The 19,561-nt window shown below is 70.0% G+C and carries 16 protein-coding genes and 2 pseudogenes; 11 read left to right on the top strand and 7 right to left on the bottom strand.

Features of this window, described 5'->3' with window-relative positions; genetic code table 11:
• The 3 genes from AKJ13_RS19140 to AKJ13_RS19130 form a co-directional block, all read left to right on the top strand.
• Nucleotides 1-626 (top strand): CoA transferase (locus AKJ13_RS19140; protein WP_200905664.1); only part of this gene is annotated, 626 nt, incomplete at its 5' end.
• 336 nt (nucleotides 627-962) lie between these two features.
• Entirely contained in the window at nucleotides 963-3,347 is a 2,385-nt protein-coding gene (locus AKJ13_RS19135) for a hybrid sensor histidine kinase/response regulator (protein ID WP_050734790.1), read from the top strand.
• 397 nt (nucleotides 3,348-3,744) lie between these two features.
• Complete coding sequence (locus AKJ13_RS19130) at nucleotides 3,745-5,538, top strand: EAL domain-containing protein (protein ID WP_050734789.1); 1,794 nt, start codon at nucleotides 3,745-3,747, stop codon at nucleotides 5,536-5,538.
• Here AKJ13_RS19130 and AKJ13_RS19125 read toward each other — a convergent pair.
• A pseudogene (locus tag AKJ13_RS19125) lies at nucleotides 5,535-5,792 on the bottom strand (FAD-dependent oxidoreductase); the annotation flags it as partial. The gene AKJ13_RS19130 and the pseudogene AKJ13_RS19125 overlap by 4 nt on opposite strands.
• A 477-nt stretch (nucleotides 5,793-6,269) precedes the next feature.
• Here AKJ13_RS19125 and AKJ13_RS19115 point away from each other — a divergent pair.
• Entirely contained in the window at nucleotides 6,270-7,217 is a 948-nt protein-coding gene (locus AKJ13_RS19115) for a lytic transglycosylase domain-containing protein (protein WP_244471658.1), read from the top strand.
• 134 nt (nucleotides 7,218-7,351) lie between these two features.
• A complete protein-coding gene (locus tag AKJ13_RS19110) occupies nucleotides 7,352-8,254 on the top strand; it encodes an alpha/beta hydrolase (RefSeq protein WP_050734786.1) in 903 nt (300 codons plus the stop codon).
• Between the two features lie 19 nt (nucleotides 8,255-8,273).
• On the opposite strand, the gene AKJ13_RS19105 is transcribed toward AKJ13_RS19110, so the two are convergent.
• On the bottom strand, nucleotides 8,274-8,894 hold the full coding sequence (locus tag AKJ13_RS19105; RefSeq protein WP_050734785.1) for a GNAT family N-acetyltransferase: 621 nt from the start codon (nucleotides 8,892-8,894) through the stop codon (nucleotides 8,274-8,276).
• A gap of 54 nt (nucleotides 8,895-8,948) precedes the next feature.
• On the bottom strand, nucleotides 8,949-9,968 hold the full coding sequence (locus AKJ13_RS19100; RefSeq protein WP_050734784.1) for an NAD(P)-dependent alcohol dehydrogenase: 1,020 nt from the start codon (nucleotides 9,966-9,968) through the stop codon (nucleotides 8,949-8,951).
• 434 nt (nucleotides 9,969-10,402) lie between these two features.
• On the opposite strand from AKJ13_RS19100, the gene AKJ13_RS19095 reads away from it, so the two are divergent.
• Together AKJ13_RS19095 and AKJ13_RS19090 are read left to right on the top strand one after the other, a co-directional pair.
• Nucleotides 10,403-11,722: an O-antigen ligase gene (locus AKJ13_RS19095; protein ID WP_050734783.1), complete on the top strand. Its 1,320-nt coding sequence runs from the start codon at nucleotides 10,403-10,405 to the stop codon at nucleotides 11,720-11,722.
• Nucleotides 11,723-11,747: 25 nt separating this feature from the next.
• Nucleotides 11,748-12,134, top strand: a pseudogene (locus AKJ13_RS19090) (aldo/keto reductase); the annotation flags it as partial.
• Nucleotides 12,135-12,207: 73 nt separating this feature from the next.
• Here AKJ13_RS19090 and AKJ13_RS19085 read toward each other — a convergent pair.
• Together AKJ13_RS19085 and AKJ13_RS19080 are read right to left on the bottom strand one after the other, a co-directional pair.
• The gene (locus AKJ13_RS19085; protein WP_050734782.1) at nucleotides 12,208-12,639 is read right to left on the bottom strand and encodes an acyl-CoA thioesterase; all 432 of its coding nucleotides are present in this window, start codon (nucleotides 12,637-12,639) and stop codon (nucleotides 12,208-12,210) included.
• Nucleotides 12,640-12,698: 59 nt separating this feature from the next.
• Nucleotides 12,699-14,465: a PQQ-binding-like beta-propeller repeat protein gene (locus AKJ13_RS19080; RefSeq protein ID WP_050734781.1), complete on the bottom strand. Its 1,767-nt coding sequence runs from the start codon at nucleotides 14,463-14,465 to the stop codon at nucleotides 12,699-12,701.
• A gap of 109 nt (nucleotides 14,466-14,574) precedes the next feature.
• Between AKJ13_RS19080 and AKJ13_RS19075 the strand changes: the two genes are divergently transcribed.
• Nucleotides 14,575-14,868, top strand: coding sequence for a type II toxin-antitoxin system RelE/ParE family toxin (locus AKJ13_RS19075; protein WP_050734780.1), 294 nt, complete (start codon nucleotides 14,575-14,577; stop codon nucleotides 14,866-14,868).
• Between the two features lie 11 nt (nucleotides 14,869-14,879).
• On the top strand, nucleotides 14,880-15,191 hold the full coding sequence (locus AKJ13_RS19070) for an addiction module antidote protein (RefSeq protein WP_050734779.1): 312 nt from the start codon (nucleotides 14,880-14,882) through the stop codon (nucleotides 15,189-15,191).
• 4 nt (nucleotides 15,192-15,195) lie between these two features.
• Here AKJ13_RS19070 and AKJ13_RS19065 read toward each other — a convergent pair whose 3' ends face one another.
• Entirely contained in the window at nucleotides 15,196-15,729 is a 534-nt protein-coding gene (locus AKJ13_RS19065) for an ankyrin repeat domain-containing protein (protein WP_050734778.1), read from the bottom strand.
• A 140-nt stretch (nucleotides 15,730-15,869) separates the two neighbouring features.
• On the opposite strand from AKJ13_RS19065, the gene AKJ13_RS19060 reads away from it, so the two are divergent.
• Nucleotides 15,870-16,088, top strand: a complete 219-nt coding sequence (locus AKJ13_RS19060) for a hypothetical protein (protein ID WP_050734777.1) — start codon at nucleotides 15,870-15,872, stop codon at nucleotides 16,086-16,088.
• Nucleotides 16,089-16,099: 11 nt separating this feature from the next.
• Here the strand turns inward: AKJ13_RS19060 and uvrB are convergent, their stop codons facing one another.
• On the bottom strand, nucleotides 16,100-18,841 hold the full coding sequence (gene uvrB / locus AKJ13_RS19055) for an excinuclease ABC subunit UvrB (protein WP_050734776.1): 2,742 nt from the start codon (nucleotides 18,839-18,841) through the stop codon (nucleotides 16,100-16,102).
• Nucleotides 18,842-18,922: 81 nt separating this feature from the next.
• Between uvrB and AKJ13_RS19050 the strand changes: the two genes are divergently transcribed.
• Complete coding sequence (locus AKJ13_RS19050) at nucleotides 18,923-19,408, top strand: VOC family protein (RefSeq protein ID WP_050734775.1); 486 nt, start codon at nucleotides 18,923-18,925, stop codon at nucleotides 19,406-19,408.
• The last annotated feature ends 153 nt before the right edge of the window (nucleotides 19,409-19,561 follow it).

The raw sequence follows: 19,561 nt of genomic DNA, 5'->3' as shown, positions 1-19,561 counted from the left end.
ACCTGCGGCGGGCCGCCGACCGGGCCACCTTCGAGGCGCTGCTGGCGGGGGCGGACGTGCTGGTCCACGGCTACCGTCCCGGCGCCCTGGACGGCCTCGGCTATGACGCGTCGGCGCGGCGGGCGCTCGCCCCCGGCCTGATCGACGTGTCGCTGGATGCCTATGGCTGGACCGGCCCCTGGGCCGGACGGCGCGGCTTCGACAGCCTGGTCCAGATGAGCTGCGGCCTCGCCCAGGCCGGCCAGGCCTGGCGGCAGGCCGAGGGGCCGGTGCCCTTGCCGGTCCAGGCGCTCGATCACGCCACCGGCTACCTCATGGCGGCTTCCGTGCTCCGCCTGCTGGCCCGGCGCCTCTCGGACAGGACCGGCGGCCAGGCCCGCCTGTCGCTCGCCCGGACGGCGGCGTTCCTGATCGCGGCCGGCCCGGCCGAACCGGAGCCGGCGCTCGCCCCCGAGACGCCGGAGGATCACGCCCCGGAAGTCGAGCCAACCTCCTGGGGCCCGGCCCGTCGCCTGCGCCCGCCGCTGACAGTGGCCGGCGCCGCGCTGCGCTGGGACCGGGCCGCCCGCAACCTCGGGGATGACGCGCCGGCCTGGGCGTCGGAGCCGGGGAGCCGCGTGCGGTAGACAGCGGGTTCGCGATGAATCGGGATCGGGCCGATGGCGCAAACGGGTCTACTGCTCGGCCGCGCCCGGTTCCGGCCCGTTTCGCGCAATCCGAGGATCGCCCGGGCTAACCGAACGCGGCCATCGGTCGGTGGCCCTCCCGTGGCCGCACGAGGCGACGCGCCGTCGTCAGATCCCGGTTACGAAATCCAGCCTTCGCTTCTCGGCTCCCCCGGAGAGACCCGAGGCGGACCGGACGGCGCTGGGAATGGGCCTATTCGCAAGAATTTCGGGGCGCGGAGAGTTTCGAATTAACCGCCTCGTGCCATCACCGCGCGTCTCAGGTCTGTTGTCGTCATGCGGCTGCGCACGCTCCTTGCCCTCATCTTCGCAGTCGGAGCCCTGCTGCTCACCGCTGCCGCCACGACCGTGGTCTCGCAATTCGTCTCCGCACGTGTTCAGATCCGCGCCGAGGCTCACGCGGCCGAACTCGCCGAGCACCTGCGCCAGATCATCGACGCGAACATGACCGAGCGGCTCGGCGACATGGCCGTGCTGTCCTCGGTCGCGCGGACGAACGCCACGGCGCCAGAGACACGGCGCGCTTGGGTGGATGCCCTGCACCAAAGCTACCCGGCCTATGCCTGGATCGGTTTCGCAGACCAGGCCGGCACGGTCGTGGCCAGCACCGGCGGCATGCTGGAAGGCGAGAGCGTCGCGGCGCGCCCGTGGTTCCAGCAAGGCATCCGGGCGCCGTCCGTCATCGACATTCATGAGGCCAAACTTCTCGCGACGCGGTTGCCGGCGCTGCTCTACGGTGAGCCCCGACGCTTCGTCGACGTAGCGGTGCCGCTGCGCGATTCGACCGGTGCCCATGTCGGCGTTGTCGGCGGGCATCTCAGTGTGACGTGGATGCGCGAGATGAGCCGGGCAGCTATCGCCACGGCCCTGAAGCGCGAGCCGAGCGTCGAGGTGCTCATCCTCGCGGGTGACGGGACCGTCATCCTCGGCCCCGGCGACCAGGCGGGACGGAGGATCGAGGCCGAACTGCCGACGCTCCCAGCCTTGACCGCCGGCGCCGAACTCACGAGTACCCGCGGCACATGGCCCGAAGGCGGCGATTACTTCATCGGCGCGAGTCGCGCACGACCATCCGTCGATCGACCGACGTTGCCCTGGACCGTCCTCGTCCGTCAGCCCGTCGAGGTCGCCAAGGCGATCTCCAGTCCGATCGTCAACCGGCTGATGCTCGGCGGCGCGGCCTTCACGCTGCTGTTCGCGTTGCTCGGTTGGTGGGCGGCCGAGTGCCTGGCCGAACCGCTCCGCGCCCTCGCAGGCGCTGCCAGCACGATCGGCCACGACACCGCCGAGGCTCGTCTGCCGAAGCCGCACGGGTATCTGGAGATCTCCGAGCTGACGGGCGCTCTGACCGGATTGCTGACGCGCTTGGGCGAACGCGATCGCGCGCTCGCACAGGCCAATTGTGATCTCGAACGGCGGGTGTCCGAACGTACCGCGGAGTTGGCCCAGGCACGGGACCGGGCCGAAGCGGCACAGGCGCGCGCAGAAGCCGGTGAACGGGCCAAGAGCGATTTCCTGGCGACGATGAGCCATGAGGTGCGCACGCCGCTGAATGCCATCGTCGGGTTCGGTGACCTGCTGCGCGACGAGACCAGCCTTACCCCGCACCAGAAACGCTGCATCGATCAGATGCGCGTGGGTTGCGAGGTTCTGACGAGTGTCGTCAACGACATCCTCGACTACGCCCGCATCGCAGCAGATGGCGTCGTGCTCGAGGCCGAGCCGTTCTCGCCGCGCGCGCTCGTGGAGGAAACCGTCGCGCTCGTGGCCGGCACCGCCGAGCGCAAAGGGCTCGACCTGCGATGCGAGGGCGACGCGAACGACGAGCCGCGCGTCATGGGGGACAAGACCCGGCTGAGGCAGGTGCTTCTCAACCTCGTCAACAACGCGGTCAAGTTCACGCAACATGGCGCCGTGACCGTCGTTCTGACACGGGCCACGACGGCGGCGGGGATCGATCTGCGCGTCGCTGTTCGCGACACCGGCATCGGCATCCCGGTCGAGGCCCAGGCGCGGCTCTTCACCCGCTTCGTACAGGCCGACAGCAGCACGACCCGGCGCTTCGGCGGAACGGGACTGGGCTTGGCCATTGCCAAGGGCCTGATCGAGGCGATGGGCGGCACCATCGGCCTGGAGAGCCGGGATGGCGAGGGCTCAACGTTCTGGTTCAGCGTCACGCTTCCGAGTGAGCCGGTGAGCAGTCAGGCGCTCGATCACGTCACCGGCACGGCTCCGCCTGTTACAAGCGAGAGCGGCACGCCGCGGCGCGCGCACCTGCTGCTCGTCGAGGACGGAGCGATCAACCGTGAGATCGCCCAGATGGTTCTGGAGGCGATGGGCTATCGCATCTCCACGGCCTGCGACGGGCAGGAAGCCGTGACCATGGTCCGGGAGCAGGCCTACGATCTGGTTTTGATGGATGTCGAGATGCCTGTGATGGACGGCATGACTGCCATTCGGCACATTCGTGATCTGGATGGGACGGCGCGCCATGTGCCGATCATCGCGATGACCGCGCACGTCCTCCCGGAGCAGGTCCAGAACCTTCTGGCAGCGGGCGCGAACGGGCACGTTGGAAAGCCGTTCGATCGCGCCCATCTGTGCGCCGTCATCGAGCGCAGCCTCGGCGCGGTGCCCCTTCAGGAACGCTCGGCCGCATGACCGCGCGCCGGAGCCCGAGCGATCCATCCCGCGGCTCTCTCACCCGTCCCCTCGTCTTCAGGGGGCAAAGCCAGCGGTGCCCGCCCAGGAGCCCTCCAGGGAGCGCGTGGCTGGCCGGAGGGCGCCCGCGAGGCGCGCGGGTGTTCGCGGTCGCGTGAAGGGGGTTCGACGGACCACGTCAGGTTACTCAGCTCCCCCGCAATGCTGCCTCGAACCAGCGATCCGCTTTGGGGAGATCAATCACAAATTACGGAATTTTCAGCCTCTTCGGCGGCTGTTCTCTCGAAAACAGGATTTGGCAACGTCTGGGCCGTCAGATGGACCTGGGCGAGCCGAGGCCGGGACCTGGAGACAATCCCGCCCGTCGCTTCGCCGCACGGAGGCACGCCGTCGTTCGATGTCCCAAACCCTGTACCGAGACCGTCGTGAGGACGCGCGCCTGGGCGCGCTGCTCCAGCTCGACCTCCTCGACACGCCGCCGAGCGAAAGCTTCGACCGCATCACGCGGATGGCGAGCCAGATCTTCAATCTGCCGATCTCCGCGGTGTCGCTGACGGACCGCGACCGGCAATGGTTCAAGTCGCGCGTCGGCGTCGACCATGGGTCGATCCCGCGGGAAGGCGCGCCCTGCGCGCAGGTGGCCGAGACCACCGACGTCCTGGTGATCCCCGATTTCCGGCAGGATGCCGATTACGCCGACAGCGTGCTCGGCGTCGCCGGCATCCGCTTCTATGCCGGCGCGCCGCTGGTGACCCGCGACGGGTACGGGCTCGGCGCCCTGTGCGTCCTGGGAACCGAGCCGCGCTCCGTGGTCGAGTCCGAGATCGTCGCCCTCAAGGATCTCGCCGCGATGATCATGGCGCAGATCGAGCTGCAGCACGCCTTCGGGCGGATCGACCCGCTGAGCGGCCTGCCGAGCCGGAATCAGTTCCTGGATGACCTCGCCGATCTGGCGGCCGAGCGCCCGGACGAGTCGCGGCTCGCCGTGCTGATCGATCTCGCGCGTCCCGAGCAGATCAATGACTATGCCCGCGTCATGGGCCTCGGCCGGATCGACGATCTGATCCGGGACGCGGCGCTCGGCATACCGCGGGCCATCGGCTCGGAACTCAAGCTCTATCACACGGCGGCCACGCAATTCGCCTTCCTGGCGCCCCGGGGCGTCGTGCAGGACGCGTATGTCCGTTACCTCACGGAGGGACAGCGGCAGGAGCAGCAGCGCTCCATCACTGGGATGCTCCTGACCAGCGCCATCGGCGTCACCGCCTTCGTGCCCCGCGCGACGGGACCCCAGGACGTGCTGCGCGCCCTCTACGGCGCGGTCCAGGAGGCGCGCTCGTCGCCCGATCTCGTCGGTGTCTATTCGTCCGTGGCCGATGCCGCCTATCGGCGCCGATACCGCCTGCTGCGGGATTTCGGGCCGGCTCTGCTCGCCGGCGACCAGCTGCGCCTCGTGTTCCAGCCGCGGATCGATCTGCCCACGGGTCGGTGTATCGGCGCGGAGGCGCTGCTGCGCTGGAACCACCCGGATTTGGGGGCCGTGTCCCCCGGCGAGTTCGTCCCGGTCATCGAGCATTCGCCCCATGCGCAGGCCATGACGGCCTTCGTCCTGGAGACGGCCCTGGCGCAGGCGCGCCGCTTGCGGGCGGTAGGCCGCGAGATCGTGATCTCGGTCAACGTCTCGGCGGCCAACCTGCACGAGACGGATTTCGGCACCTCCGTCCGGGACGCCTTGCGGCGCCACGATCTCGAGCCGGCACAGCTGGAATTGGAGATCACCGAGAGCGCGATCATGCAGGATGCCACCCATGCGCGGCGCCAGCTGGATGAGCTCGCCGCCGCCGGCATCCGCCTCGCCATCGACGATTTCGGAACCGGCTACAGCAGCCTCGCCTATCTCCAGGACTTGCCCGCCCATGTCGTGAAGATCGACCGCAGCTTTGTGCTGAAGCTCGGTGACGGCGAGAAGGAGGTGTCGCTCGTCCGCTCGATGATCGGCCTCTCGCACGATCTCGGCTACCGCGTGGTCGCGGAAGGCATCGAGACCGCCGAGGCGGTCGATCAGCTCCTGGCGATGCAGTGCGACGAGGCGCAGGGCTACTTTTTCGCGCGCCCGCTGGAGGCCGAGCCCTTCCAGGCCTGGCTTGTCGACCACGAACGGGTCGCCTGGGCGCGGCGTGAGGCGACGTAGGTGTCGCCGCCGCGCAGCGACCAGTTCCGGCCGCCGGCGCGGGTGTTGTACTCGAGGATCTGCACCCGGTACCCGGCCCGGTGCAGCTCCAGCGCCGCAGTCATGCCGGCGAGCCCCGCCCCCAGGATCAGGACCGAGGCGCCCTTGGGGTCGCCGTCGAGCCGGATTGGCCCGCGATACGGCGATTCCTCGGCAAAGCCGAGGCTGGTCATGACCTGATAGGCGGCCGCGCTCCCGGCCGCGGCGCCGACCATGGCGATCAGGTTGCGTCGACTGAATTCCGATCCCTCTGCTATCTAGCTCTCCATCCCCCGATCCGGATGCGTTAAGGACGCGGTCGGCTAAGAAAGCCCGGGGCCAAGGCAGAGAGCGGCGAGGAAAAACGTGCCTTGCACTGTTGAGTTAAAGATAAGCCTATGCGGTCGGGTCAGATATATTCGGATCATTATCTAGGTGTTTGCTTCGGATCGCGGCTTTGCGCGCAGGATTTGTCTATACCGGCCCAGGCCTGATCCTGAGATGACGAAGCGAAGCGGCGACCGCGAAGGAGGGCTCCAGTCGGCTGCGCGGTTCTCGGCGGGTTCGTTCGAGGCTGCGGCGCAGCACCTGAGGATGCGGGAAGCGCCTGGGAGAGGCGTGGCGCTCACCGCGCGGGCCGGCTCTGCCCGCCGCGTCATCACCCCCCAACCGTACGGATTGATCCGCCCGTGCGTCCCGCTACAAGCGGTTGTGTGATTAACCCTCGCCTGCGCTTCGGCGCGCTCCTCGCCCTCCTCCCGCTCCTCTGGGCCGGACCGGCCGCCGCCGCCCCCTCCGAGGGCGCAACCGAGACCGTCGAGCAGGCGCTCTGCCGGCTGATCGACAATTCCGCCAAGGCGCGCGGGCTGCCGGTGCCGTTCCTGACCCGGCTGATCTGGCGCGAGAGCAGCTTTCGTGTCGGCGTCGTGAGCTCGGCCGGCGCGCAGGGCGTCGCGCAGTTCATGCCCGGCACGGCGCGGGAGCGCGGGTTGCTCGATCCTTTCGATCCCGAGCAGGCGATCCCGCACGCCGCCCATCTGCTGGCCGACCTGAAGCGGCAATTCGGCAATCTCGGTCTCGCGGCCGCCGCCTATAACGGCGGTGCCGCCCGCGTGAGCAAATGGCTTACCGGCGAGGGCGGCCTGCCCGCGGAGACCCGGGCCTACGTCGCCGCCATCACCGGGGCGCCGGCCGAAGATTGGCGCGGCGGCGCCGCTGCGACGGTCACCGATCCCGAAAGCGGGGCGCCGGAGGCGAAGGCCAAGCCGGACGTCAAGCCCGAGCCGAAACCGGATGCCAAAGCCGAGACCAAGCCCGAGGCGCCGGTCACCTGCATGCAGGTCACCGCCAGCCTGCGCATCCCGTCCCGCGGCGACCGCTTCGCGCTCGGGCCGAACGAGGGTCCGGCGGCGCCCTGGGGCATCCAGCTCGCCGGCAACTTCTCGAAGGCGCTGGCGCTGCAGAGCTTCAACCGCGCCCGCAACGCCTATGCCGGGGTGATCGGCGAGGCGCGGCCGATGATCATCGGCACCCGCCTGCGCAACCGCGGCACCCGGGCGTTCTACCGGATCCGCCTCCCGGCCCAGAGCCGGCAGGCCGCTGACGATCTGTGCGGCCGCATCCGCAAGGTCGGGGGCGCCTGCATCGTTCTGCGAACCTAGCGCCGCCTCCAGCCCGAAACCCGGCCTCCACCCTTCGCGCGGCGGCGCTGATTTTTTACCTGTCGCCCCGCTCCCGTCATCAAACCGCCCCGAGCGACGCCTTGAATGGACCAATCGGGGCAACCGGACGGGATATGACACGACTCCTCATCGCGCTCGCCAGCCTCCTCGGCCTGGGCCTGGCGGCGTTCGGCTTCACCGCCGCCTCGCCGCTGACCCTGTTCGACGCGATCGGCCCGCGCGATGCCGGCGGCCGCCTGGCGGTGCGCGACCAGGCCTTCGGCGAGGGGCAACGGCGCCGGCTCGACGTCTACGTCCCCACGGTCGCGGCCGAACGGGCACCGGTGCTGGTGTTCTTCTACGGCGGCTCCTGGCAGAGCGGCTCCAAGGACGATTACGCCTTCGTCGGCCACGCGCTGGCCGCGCAGGGCTTCGTGACCGTGCTGCCGGATTACCGCCTGTTCCCGGAGACGGCCTTCCCGGGCTTCCTCGAGGACGGCGCCGCCGCGCTCGCCTGGGTGCGCGACAACATCGCGGCCTATGGCGGCGACCCGCGCCGCATCGTCCTAGCCGGCCACTCGGCCGGGGCCTACAATGCGGTGATGCTCGGGCTCGACCCGCGCTACCTCAATGCCGCCGGGGTCGACCCGAAGGCGATCAAGGCGGTGGCCGGCCTGTCCGGTCCCTACGACTTCCTGCCGCTCGATCAGGACACCACGGTCAAGGTGTTCGGCAAGGCCCCGGACCTGCCGCTGACCCAGCCGACGACCTTCGCGGGCCCGCTCTCGCCCCCGACCTTCCTGGCCACCGGCGACGCCGACACGGTGGTGAAGCCCCGCCATACGGTGAGCCTCGCCGCCAAGCTGCGCGCCGCCCACGTGCCCGTGCAGGAGCGGGTCTATGCCGGGCTCGACCACAAGGACACGCTGCTCGCCCTCTCGGTGACCTTCCGCTCCAAGGCTCCCGAACTCGCCGAGATGGCCGCGTTCCTGATGCGCCAGGCGGCCGGGCGGTCGCAGTACACGATGCGGCGGTAAGGGGTTCGACGCGCGGCGGTCACGCCAGCAGCGGCACGTGCGGGGCGCATGTCCGGGGCAGGAGGCCTGTGAGCCGGGGATCGGCGGCCACTTCGACCGCGGCCGCGCAGGGCGTGAAGCCAGAGCGCCGATAGAGGCCGAGCGCCCCGGGATGGTCGAACGTGCAGGTATGCACCCAGAACCGCCGGATCGGCCGCGACCAAGCTTTCTCGATCGCCGCGTTGACCAGGGTGCGGCCGAGCCCATGCCCGACTGCGCCCGGGATGAGGCCGAGGAAGGCGAGCTCGCAGGTCTCCGGCTCGCGGAAATCCAGCTCCAAAAGGCCGAGATCCGCCCCGTCCCGGCGGAGCGCCAGAATCTCAACCTGCGGGTCGTCGAGAATCGCTTGCAGCGTTTCGTCCGACAGAGTCAGGCGCGAGAACCACAGCCAGTCGGCTCCCGCCGCCCGATAGAGGGCGCGATAGGTCTCGCAATCGGGTCGGACGAGCGGGTGCAGCGCGATCCCGTCCGGGAAAGGTCTGGCCGGCCGCAAAGCCGGCCGGCCCAGCATCTCAAGGCTGGTGACGATGGCGGCGATCCGGCCCGGCGGGACGGCCGAGAAGCCAAGGGGGAGCGCCGGGGCGGCTGGGTCTGTGGGCATCGGCTCGGAGGGGTGGCGACCGCGGAGGCCACCACCCTACCTGATCCCGGCCCCTCAGATCTGGACGCAGATCTTGCCGAAATGCCGATTGCTCTCCTGGTGCCGGAACGCCGCGACGAGTTCGTCCAGCGGGTAGACGCTGTCCACCACCGGCCGCAGCCCGCAGGCCTCGATCCCGCGGATCATCGCGATCTGCTGGCTGCGGCTGCCGACCAGCACGCCCTGGAGCCGGATCTGGCGGATCAGCGCCGGGACCAGCGGCAGCGGCCCGGCCACGCCGGTGAGGATCCCGATCACCGAGATGTGGCCGGCGACCCGCACCGCCGCCATCGACTGTTCCAGGGTCCCCGGCCCGGCGACATCGAGCACGTGGTCGACGCCCCGCCCGTCGGTCAGGCGCCGTGCGGTCTCGCCCCAGGCCGGATCGGCGCGGTAGTTGATCAGGTGGTCGGCGCCGAGGCCGCGCAGGCGCTCGAGCTTGGCGTCGCTCGACGAGGTGGCAATCACGGTCGCGCCGGCCGCCTTGGCGAATTGCAGCGCGAACAGCGAAACGCCGCCGGTGCCCTGCACCAGCACAACGTCGCCGCTCTTGAGCCGGGCATCGTCGTGGAGCGCCCGCCACGCGGTGAGCGCCGCCGTGGTCAGGGTCGCGGCCTCGGCGTGGTCCCAGCCCCGGGGGGCGTGGGTGAAGGCGGTCTCGGGCGCCGTGACGCGCTCGCGGGCATAGCCGTCGATTCCGTCGCCCGGCACGGTGGCGAAGCCCTCGACCTGCGGCGTGCCGTCGAGCCAGGTCGGGAAGAAGGTGCTGACCACCCGGTCCCCGACCGCGAACCCGTCCACCCCGGGGCCGATTGCCTCGACCTCGCCCGCCCCGTCGGACATCGGCACCCGCGCCTCGCTCGGCCCCCAGGTGCCGCTGACCACGGCGTAGTCGTGATAGTTGAGCGAGCTTGCCCGCAGCCGCACGGTGATCTCGCCGGGGCCCGGTGCGGGCACGGGCCGCTCGCCGAACCCCACCTTGTCGAAGCCGCCGCCGGGCTGGACGATGACCGCCCGGGATACCGATTGGGTCATGATGCACCTGTTTCTTGCGCGGGACCGGGTATGCCCCGGTGTTTCGCGAGCGCAGCCATGGAGGGCCGCGACGAGGCCGTCCCGCATCCGCTGCAGCCCGGCGTCGTCTGTAGACGCGACGCCGCCGTGATGGTTGCAGGGCGGCCCGGCACCTCGCCGTCATTGCGAGCGCAGCGAAGCAACCCAGGGAAACACCACATTCGGAGAACGCGCGCCGCACTGGGTTGCTTCGCTGCGCTCGCAATGACGGACTGAAAAATTCGGCATTCGTGCGGCGCCCAAACGCGCGGGACGCGGCGCATGCCTGGATCCGGCCACGCCGCTAAGGTTATCGCCAGATCCTCCGCCGCAATTGCGGATCCCCCCATCGCCCCGGCGGCCGCAGCCGCTACAATGAGGAGCGCCGCATCCCGCGGCTCCGGCGGTGGGACGGCATGGCTTCGGCGGACGCGGCGATCGGGATCCCGGCCGGGAGGGTTCGGCCCGGCGCGGCCTCGCGCGACGTGCCGGATGTGCTGCGCGTGCTCCTGAACGGGGCGGTGTTCGTCCTGCTGTGGAACCATGTCTGGTTCGAGGACCTGTCCGACCGCTCCTCGCTCGCCGCCTCCGAGGCGGGCAGCCTGCTGACCCAGATCCTGTTCGTCGCGGCCGGGCTCGGCATGGCGGCGGCGATCCACCGGATCGGGTTCCGCCACCTGCGCCCGCTGGCGACCTGGCCGATGATGCTCTGCGCCGGCTGGCTCGGGGTCACCGCGCTCCTGTCGGTCGAGCCGAGCCTGTCGCTGCGGCGGCTCGTGCTGTTCGTCATCGCGGCGATGCTGTCCGCCGGGGTGCTGCTGGTCGCCCGGTCGCCGCGGCAGCTGGCGCTGACCCTGGCCGGCTCGGCCCTGGTGATCCTGATCTCGTCCTATCTGTCGGTGGCCCTGGTGCCGAACCTGGCGATCCACTCGGCCTTCGACGTCAATTCCGATCCGAGCCATCCGGGCCTGTGGCGGGGCATCTTCCCGCACAAGAACGAGGCCGGGGCCGCCATGGTGATCCTGGTGATCGTCGGGCTCTACGTCGCCTCCGCGGCGAGCCGCGTGCTCGGCTGGACGATCGTTGCTCTGGCGATCGGCCTGCTGGTGGCGAGCGGCTCCAAGACAGCAATCCTGCTTCTGCCGGTGATCCTGGCGGTCACCGGCCTGTGCCGGGTCTTCACCGGCGGCGGCCTGCGCGGCCTGCTGCTGCTCGGGCCGATCCTCGGGTTCTCGCTGATCTCGATCGGCTCGATCCTGGTCCCGGCGATCCAGGACGCGATCGGCGCGCTCCTGACCGACGCGACCTTCACGGGCCGTAGCGAGATCTGGCAATTCGCCCTCGACAACATCATGGTCCGCCCCTGGCGGGGCTGGGGCATCGGCGCCTTCTGGATGACCGAGCGGACCATGTATGGCGGCTCCGAAGCGCTGACCTGGGTCAACACCGCCAACCACTCGCACAACGCCTATCTCGACACGGCCTTAATCGGCGGCTTCCCGTTCCTGGTGCTCACCGTCTGGGCCTTCGTGCTGGCCCCCGTGCGCGACCTGCAGCGCGGCGGCCGGGAGCTCGACGCCGAGACGCTGCTGTTCCTGCGCCTGTGGTTCCTGGGGCTGGTCTCGGCCTCGTTCGAGACCGTGCTCTACAACGGCAACAACGCCACCTGCTGCATGTTCATGATGGCGGTGTTCGGCCTGCGGTTGCGGACGCGCTACGCGATCGCGCGCGGGTGAGGTCGGGACGCCCTACGTGACCCGGCCGCGCGGTTGGGGCCGTCTGACCGGGAAGATCCGGCGGGGCTTGGAGCTGCCCGAAGGCAGCCGGCTGCACGAGACGGCGCGTTTCGGGCCCCCGGTCGATGACGAGCATCTCTACCGCGTGGTCGCGGCGCTGGACCGGGTCGCCGCTGAGACCGGCAGGACCGTGCCGCAGGTGGCGCTCAACGGGCTGATCCAGCGGCCGACGGTGTCCTCGGTCATCATGGGTGCCCGCGACGAGGCGCAGCTTCGCGACAATCTCGGCGCCATCGGGTGGACGCTCACCGCCGCGCTCGACGCCGCCAGCGCCGTCACCGCGCGCTACCCGCACTTTCCCTCTTACCGGCAGGAGGGGTTCGCCCGCCTGAACCCGCCGCTCGTAGCGTAGGCCGCCATGCCGGTGCCCCGCCCCGGTAGCACGTCCCTGGCATCGTAAAGCCCTGACGCACCACGCAGGCGAATCACATCCCGCCCGCTTCCGGCGGCACCGGGCGCGGGCGGCGGTCGTCGCCGATCGCCACGAAGGTGAAGGTCGCCTCGGTGACCTTCATGGTGGTCTCGCTCGCCCGCTCCCGTCGCCAGACCTCGACCTGGATGCGCAGGGACGAGCGCCCGACCTTGATCAGCCAGGCGTAGAGGCTGACCTCGTCGCCGACGAAGACCGGGTGGTGGAAGGTGATCGCGTCGACCGCAATGGTGGCGCAGCGCCCGCGCGAGCGCCGCGCCGCGACGTTGCCGGCGGCGAGATCCATCTGGGCCATCAGCCAGCCGCCGAAGATGTCGCCCGCCGGGTTGGTGTCGGCCGGCATCGCGATGGTCCGGATCACCGGCGCCCCGCGGTGGGTCGGCTGGCCATCCGCAATCCCGCCGCCCCTGCCCTGCTCGTGCATCATCGTCCGGACGAATCCCCGCCGCCAAAGGCTGGAACTCCTCCAGTCAAGCTCGGCGGGCGTCAATCGGGCAGCGCGAAGACCAGCAGTGCGTCGCCGGTGCCGAACCCGGAAGCCTTGGTGAAGGACGCGCCGCCCGCCGCCACAGCCAGGTACTGCTTGCCGTCGAGCGCGTAGGTCATGGCCGGGCCGCTGATGCCGGCGCCGCACTGGAAGCGCCAGAGCAGCGTGCCGTCGCGGGAATCGTGGGCATCGAGATGCCCGTCCTCCTCACCGGAGAAGACCAGGCCGCCCGCCGTCGCCAGGGTGCCGCCGGAGAGCCGGCTGCCCGAGCGCATCGTCCAGGCGATCTTGCCGCCATCCGCGAGGTCGACCGCCGTCAGGGTGCTGAAGGACGGCTCGCCCTTGGCCTCGCCGGTCTCGGTGTAGCGGATCTCCGGCCTGTCCCCGGCGGCCGGCACGGTCTTGACCGTGTAGGTCGTCGCCCCGTGGCGGACCTGCACGTAGGCGAGGCGCCCGTCATAGGCGGTGGGCGGCCACGAGACGGCGCCTAGCGGCCCCGGCGCCACCACGGTGCCCTGCGGGGTCGGCGGCGCGAACAGGTTCTTCTGCTCGATCAGCGGGGCCGAGCGGGTGAGCAGCTTTCCGGTGGCACGGTCGTGGACGTAGATCCAGCCGGTCTTGCTGGCCGAGGCCACGGCCTTGGCGCCGTTCGGCCCATCGAGCAGGAACGGCGGCGCGGCGACGTCGTAGCCCCATTCGTCATGCGGCACCTGCTGGGAATACCAGCGCAGCTGTCCGGTGCGGACGTCGAGGGCCACCAAGCACATCGTGTAGAGGTTGTCCCCCGGGCGCGAGAGGCCGAAATTCTGCGGCGCCGGGTTGCCGGTGCCGAGAAAGATCAGGCCGAGATCCGGATCGTAGGCCGGGGTCATCCAGAGGGAGCCGCCGCCCACCCGCCAGGCCTCGCGGTTGGCCGGCGCCGCCGCCTTCTCGGCGGCGATGTCCCGCTGGAGCGGCACGCCGTCCACGGTCTGCGCGACGAAGCCGCCCTCCCAGCCCTCCGACGGGGTGACGTACCAGCGCCAGCGCTCCGCGCCGGTCTTGGCGTCGTAGGCGGCGAGCCAGCCGCGCCGGCCGTAGCCGCCCTCGATCCCGACCACGGCGCCGCCATCGAGCCCGCCGGCCTCGTCCTCGACATGCAGGCCGTAGCCCGCCCCGGTGACCCCGACGATCACCAGCCCCTCGGCCACCAGCGGCGGCATCTTGAAGCCGAGCCGGCTCGAGCCCTGCACCGCCTTGCCGCCGAGCTTGCCCGCGAGATCCGAGGCGGTCTCGCTCTCCCCCTCTTCCGGGCGCACCGCCTCCTTGTCCCAGACCACCCGGCCGGTCTTGGCATCGAGCGCGATCAGGCGCCCGTCCATGGTCGCCTCGAACACGAGGCCGTCCGACACCGCGACCCCGCGGTTGGAGGGCGGCCCGAAGATCTTTTCCGTGCGCGGCTTGTGCGTGTAGGTCCAAAGCGGCCGGCCGGTGCGGGCATCGAGCGCCGCGACGTTGTTCTGGGTCGTGGAGAGGTAGAGCGCGCCGTCGACCATCACCGGCTGCGCCTGGAAATAGCCGGTCACCCCGGTCTGGAACAGAAAGGCCGGCCGCAGCCGCCCGACGTTGGCGCGATCGATCTGGGTCAGGTCGGAGAAGTTACGGTTGCTGTGATCGTGCCCGAAGGCCGGCCAGGGGGTCTCGGCGGCGATGACCGGGATGGGTGCCGCGACCAGTGCCGCGCAAGCAACACGGAATCCTTTGTCGATCCAGACGGCGTACGGCATGGCGTTTCGGTTCCCGAATGTCTTGTGACCGCCCGTTCTGGTGACGGGCGCGATTTGGCAAGGGATCGATCCTGCTTGCCACCGTTGTATCTTATGGGATACGAGCGCGATGGCTGAGGTCTCCACCACGGAGATTTTCGACCGATGGATCAATAACCTGCGCGACCTCGCAGGTCGCTCCCACATCCTGAGCCGGATCGTCCGTCTTCAGGAGGGCAACCCCGGTCCTGTTGTACCGGTCGGCGGCAGTGTCCGCGAAAGGAAGATCGATACCGGGCCCGGGTATCGTGTGTATTTCGTCGAACGCGCCGATGGCGCCATCGTGATCCTGCTCTGTGGTGGCGATAAGCGTTCGCAGGTTCGAGACATCGCCCGTGCTCACAAACTCGCGCTGACGGTTTGAGGAGGCCGCCTATGGCTGGTTCCGAGACTTCCACCCGGCCCTTCGACGTGGCGACGTATCTGCGCACGCCCGAAGATGCTGCCGCCTACCTGTCCGCCGCCCTGGAGGAGAGCGATCCCGCCGCCTTCCGGCGCGCCTTGGGTGACGTGGCGCGGGCCCGGAGCATGGCGGCCGTCGCGGAGGCCAGCGGCCTCGGCCGCGAGAGCCTGTACAAGGCACTCTCGCAGACCGGGAATCCGAGCCTCGACACGGTTCAGCGCGTGGTCTCGGCCCTCGGCCTGACCCTCGCGGTCCTCCCCGTAGCGCCCGCCGAAAACTCCTGACCCCTCACCCCGCCTTCCGCGCCGCTGCGTCGAGCTGGCCCGGGGTCGCCTGCGCGCCCATGGCCCGGGCCATGTCGGCGGCGCTCTGGCCGGCGGCGTCGCGAAAATCCGGGTCGGCGCCGTGCTCGAGGAGCAGCGTGACCATTTCGGTGCGGTCGAACATTGCCGCGGTCATCAGGGCCGTGCGGCTGCCGGTGCCGGTGCCGTCTACCGCGGCGCCGTGCTGGAGCAGCAGCCGGGCGACGGCGAGGTCGTTCTTGAAGGCGGCGCCGGCCAGCGGGGTCTGGCCGCGGTCGTTGGCGAGTTCGGGGTCGCCCCCGGCCTCCAGAATCACCCGGGTTGCCTCCGCCTGGCCGTTATAGGCTGCGAGCATCAGCAGGCTGTCGCCCTTGTCGTTGCGCAGGTTCGCCGGAAGGCCCTGCCCGAACAGTTCGGCCAGCTCATCGGCATGGCCCATCCGAGCGAACTGGAAGACCCGGCCCGCGAAGGCCAGGGTCGCGTCGTCGAGGACCGGCGGTGGATTCGTCTCGGAAGTCATCGTCGCTCGCCTGCTTCAACCGAAGCCGATCTGGGACGCGGCCGCGGCCCTGTCCAGCGTCAGCGGGAACACTTTTGCCCGCAAGGCCGTTGCAGCCGCCACCCGGGCCATCATGGCCCGATGCCGCCGGAGCGACGACCATGCCGCGCCCCTATGAGCCGTTTGCCGATGCCCTGCGCATCGCCCGTGAGATCGTCCGCGACCGGGTCGGCGCGGTGACGCGGGCGGCCGTCCAGGCGGATCCCCACGCCTATGACGAGGCCTGCAACGCCCTTGCCCTCCGGATCGCCGAGGCGATCGTGGACGAGGGCGAGGCGGTGGCGAGCCGCTATGGCGGGCGGGACGACCGGGCTGCTTGAAGCCCAAACGCTCAGCCGCGCTTGCGGCCGCCCCCGCCCTTGTATTTCGGCTTCTGGCCGCCAAGGCCCTGGGTCGAGCGCGGCTTGGGCCGCTCCTGCCACGGTACTGCACCGGCCGGCATCTCGCGGTCGGTGCCCGGGCCCATATTGTCGAGGTCGGGCTTCGAGATCCGGGTGGGGCCGGCGCCACGGGGCGCCTTGCGGCCGTACTTGCCGGCTTCGCGCTCGACATCGCCTTGCCGGGCCATGGGATCGTCCGAGACCAGCAACTCCGTGGCCTGGAGCCGCTTAAGCTCGTCGCGCAGGCGCGCCGCCTCCTCGAAGTCGAGGTCGGCCGCAGCCGCACGCATCCGTTTCTCCAGGTCGGCCAGCACCGCCTTGAGATTGTGGCCCACCGTGATCGCGTCCTTGGCGAGGCCGGTATCGACCTGCACGTGGTCGCGCTCGTAGACGCTGTTGAGGATGTCGCTGATCCCGCGCTTCACGCTCTGGGGCGTGATGCCGTGCTTCTCGTTATAGGCGAGCTGTTTCGTGCGCCGCCGCTCGGTCTCGGCCATCGCCCGCTCCATCGAGCCGGTGATGGAATCCGCGTACAGGATGCAGCGCGCGTCGGCGTTCCGGGCCGCCCGGCCGATGGTCTGGACCAGGGAGGTCTCGGAGCGCAGGAACCCCTCCTTGTCGGCGTCGAGGATCGCCACCAGGGCGCATTCCGGGATGTCGAGGCCTTCCCGGAGGAGGTTGATGCCGATGAGCACGTCGAAGGCGCCGAGCCGCAGGTCGCGGATGATCTCGATCCGCTCCAGCGTGTCGATGTCGGAGTGCATGTAGCGCACCCGCACGCCGTTCTCGTGCAGGTATTCGGTGAGATCCTCGGCCATGCGCTTGGTCAGCGTGGTCACGAGCGTCCGATAGCCGGCCTGGGACACCGCCTTGACCTCGCCCAGCAGGTCGTCGACCTGAGCGCGGGCCGGGCGGACCTCGATCACCGGGTCGACCAGGCCGGTGGGGCGGATCACCTGCTCGGCGAAGACGCCGCCGGTGCGCTCCATCTCCCACTTGCCGGGCGTCGCCGAGACGTGGACCGTCTGGGGCCGCATCGCGTCCCATTCCTCGAAGCGCAGCGGCCGGTTGTCCAGGCAGGACGGCAGGCGGAAGCCGTACTCGGCCAGCGTTGCCTTGCGGCGGAAGTCGCCCCGGTACATGCCGCCGATCTGGGGCACGGTGACGTGGCTCTCGTCGGTAAAGACCAGGGCATTGTCGGGCAGGTACTCGAACAGGGTCGGCGGCGGCTCGCCGGGCCGGCGGCCGGTGAGGTAGCGCGAATAGTTCTCGATGCCGTTGCAGGCGCCCGTGGCCTCGATCATCTCGATATCGAAGGTGCAGCGCTGGTCGATGCGCTGGGCCTCGATCAGCCGGCCCATCTTGGTCAGCTCTTCGACGCGCGCGTTCAGCTCATTCTTGATCCCCTTGATCGCCTGCTGCAGCGTCGGCCGCGGCGTGACGTAGTGGGAATTGGCGTAGACCTTCACGAATTTCAGCTCGGCGATCTTCTTGCCGGTGAGCGGGTCGAACTCGACGATCGACTCGATCTCGTCGCCGAACATCCCGATCCGCCAGCCGCGATCCTCCAGGTGGGCCGGCCAGAGCTCGATCGAATCGCCGCGCACCCGGAAGGTGCCGCGGGCGAAATCCGCCTGGATCCGCTTGTACTGGAGGGCCACGAGATCCGCCACGAGCTGGCGCTGCTCGATCTTCTCGCCCAACGTCACGGTGAACGACATCGCCGTGTAGGTCTCGACCGAGCCGATGCCGTAGATGCACGAGACCGAGGCCACGATGATCACGTCGTCCCGCTCCAGCAGGGCGCGGGTGGCGGAGTGGCGCATCCGGTCGATCTGCTCGTTGATCGAGGATTCCTTCTCGATGAACGTGTCCGAGCGCGGGACGTAGGCCTCGGGCTGGTAGTAATCATAGTAGGAGACGAAATACTCGACGGCGTTGTCGGGGAAAAACGCTTTGAACTCCCCGTAGAGCTGCGCGGCGAGCGTCTTGTTCGGCGCCAGGATCAAGGCCGGCCGCTGGGTCTCCTCGATGATCTTGGCCATCGTGAAGGTCTTGCCCGAGCCGGTGACGCCGAGCAGCACTTGGTCGCGCTCGTGGGCCTGCACGCCCTTCACCAGCTCGGCGATGGCGGTGGGCTGGTCGCCCGCGGGCTCGAACTCGGATTTCAGCGTGAACCGGAGCCCACCCTCGGATTTCTGCGGCCGGTCCGGCCGGTGCGGCACCCAAGTCTGGCCGTCCTTGAACAGCGGGTTGCCCTCGGTGAGCAGCCGCTCCAGGGCCGTCACCGTGGCCGAGGCGCCGCCGTCGCCGCCCGGATCCGGCAGCTCCGCGCCCTCGGGCACCGGACCGTCCTCGGGCGGGGTCAGCCCGAGCGCCTGGGCGAGGCGCGGATCCACATCGGCCGCGTCGCCGAGCGCGTAGCCGGCCTGGGGCGCCTCGGCGAAGCCGTCGCGGGCGATCTCGACCTTGCGGGTGGCCGCCTTGCTGATCGGCTCCTTGGCGGGTCGGCCTTTCGGCTTGCCCGGCCGCGGCGTCTCCGGCTCCGGCGCGATCGGCGGCGGCCGGTTGCGGTTCAGCGCCGGGTTCAGCAACGCGGCCAGATAGGTATCGAGCGGCTTCAACTCGGGCTTCGACGCCTTGGCGGAGGAGGCCGAGACGGAGGCGGCGCGCGGTTTCTTCGGAGCGGGCATGGGATCAATATGGGCCCCGCACGTCCCGCGAGAAACCCTCTGCGGCGCGGAGTTTTCAAGCTTTCACGGACGGGACCGTCGATGACCGCACCGATCCATCCTGAGACCCGCATCGGGCATGTCCACCTGAAGGTCGCCGACCTCGACCAGGCGCTGGGCTTCTATTGCGGCGTGCTCGGCCTCGGCCTGACCCAGCGCTACGGCGAACGGGCCGCCTTCGTGGCGGCCGGGGGCTACCACCATCATATCGGGCTCAACACCTGGGAGAGCCTCGGCGGGTCGCCGCCGGCGCCGAGCACCACCGGCCTGTACCATCTCGCCCTACTCTACCCGACCCGGGCCACCCTGGCGGACGCCCTGCGCCGGGTCGAGGCGGCCGGCATCCCGCTGGACGGCGCCAGCGACCACGGCGTCAGCGAGGCCCTGTACCTGCGCGATCCCGACGGCAATGGCGTCGAGCTGTACCGGGACCGGCCGGAGGCGGAGTGGCCGCGCGATCCGGATGGCGCCCTGCGGATGGTCACGGCGCGGCTCGATCTCGATGCTCTCCGGCGTGAAATCGGGTAATTACAACTCTTAGGTAGAATTCACCCGGCCTTGGCCTCGACCAGGCCGTCCGATGCTGAGAAAAAACGGTATCATCACCCGGCGAATTGGCTTGCGGTGGCCGGGGCCCACCGGTACTTTGCAGTGCAAAGCATGATGCAGCGCGGGGGCTGG

The sequence above is a fragment of the Methylobacterium sp. ARG-1 genome (assembly GCF_001262595.1).
GTDB classification, from domain to species: Bacteria; Pseudomonadota; Alphaproteobacteria; order Rhizobiales; family Beijerinckiaceae; genus Methylobacterium; species Methylobacterium brachiatum.
The sequence above is the reverse complement of the archived record's forward strand: the minus strand, read 5'-3'. Positions and strand labels throughout refer to the sequence as shown.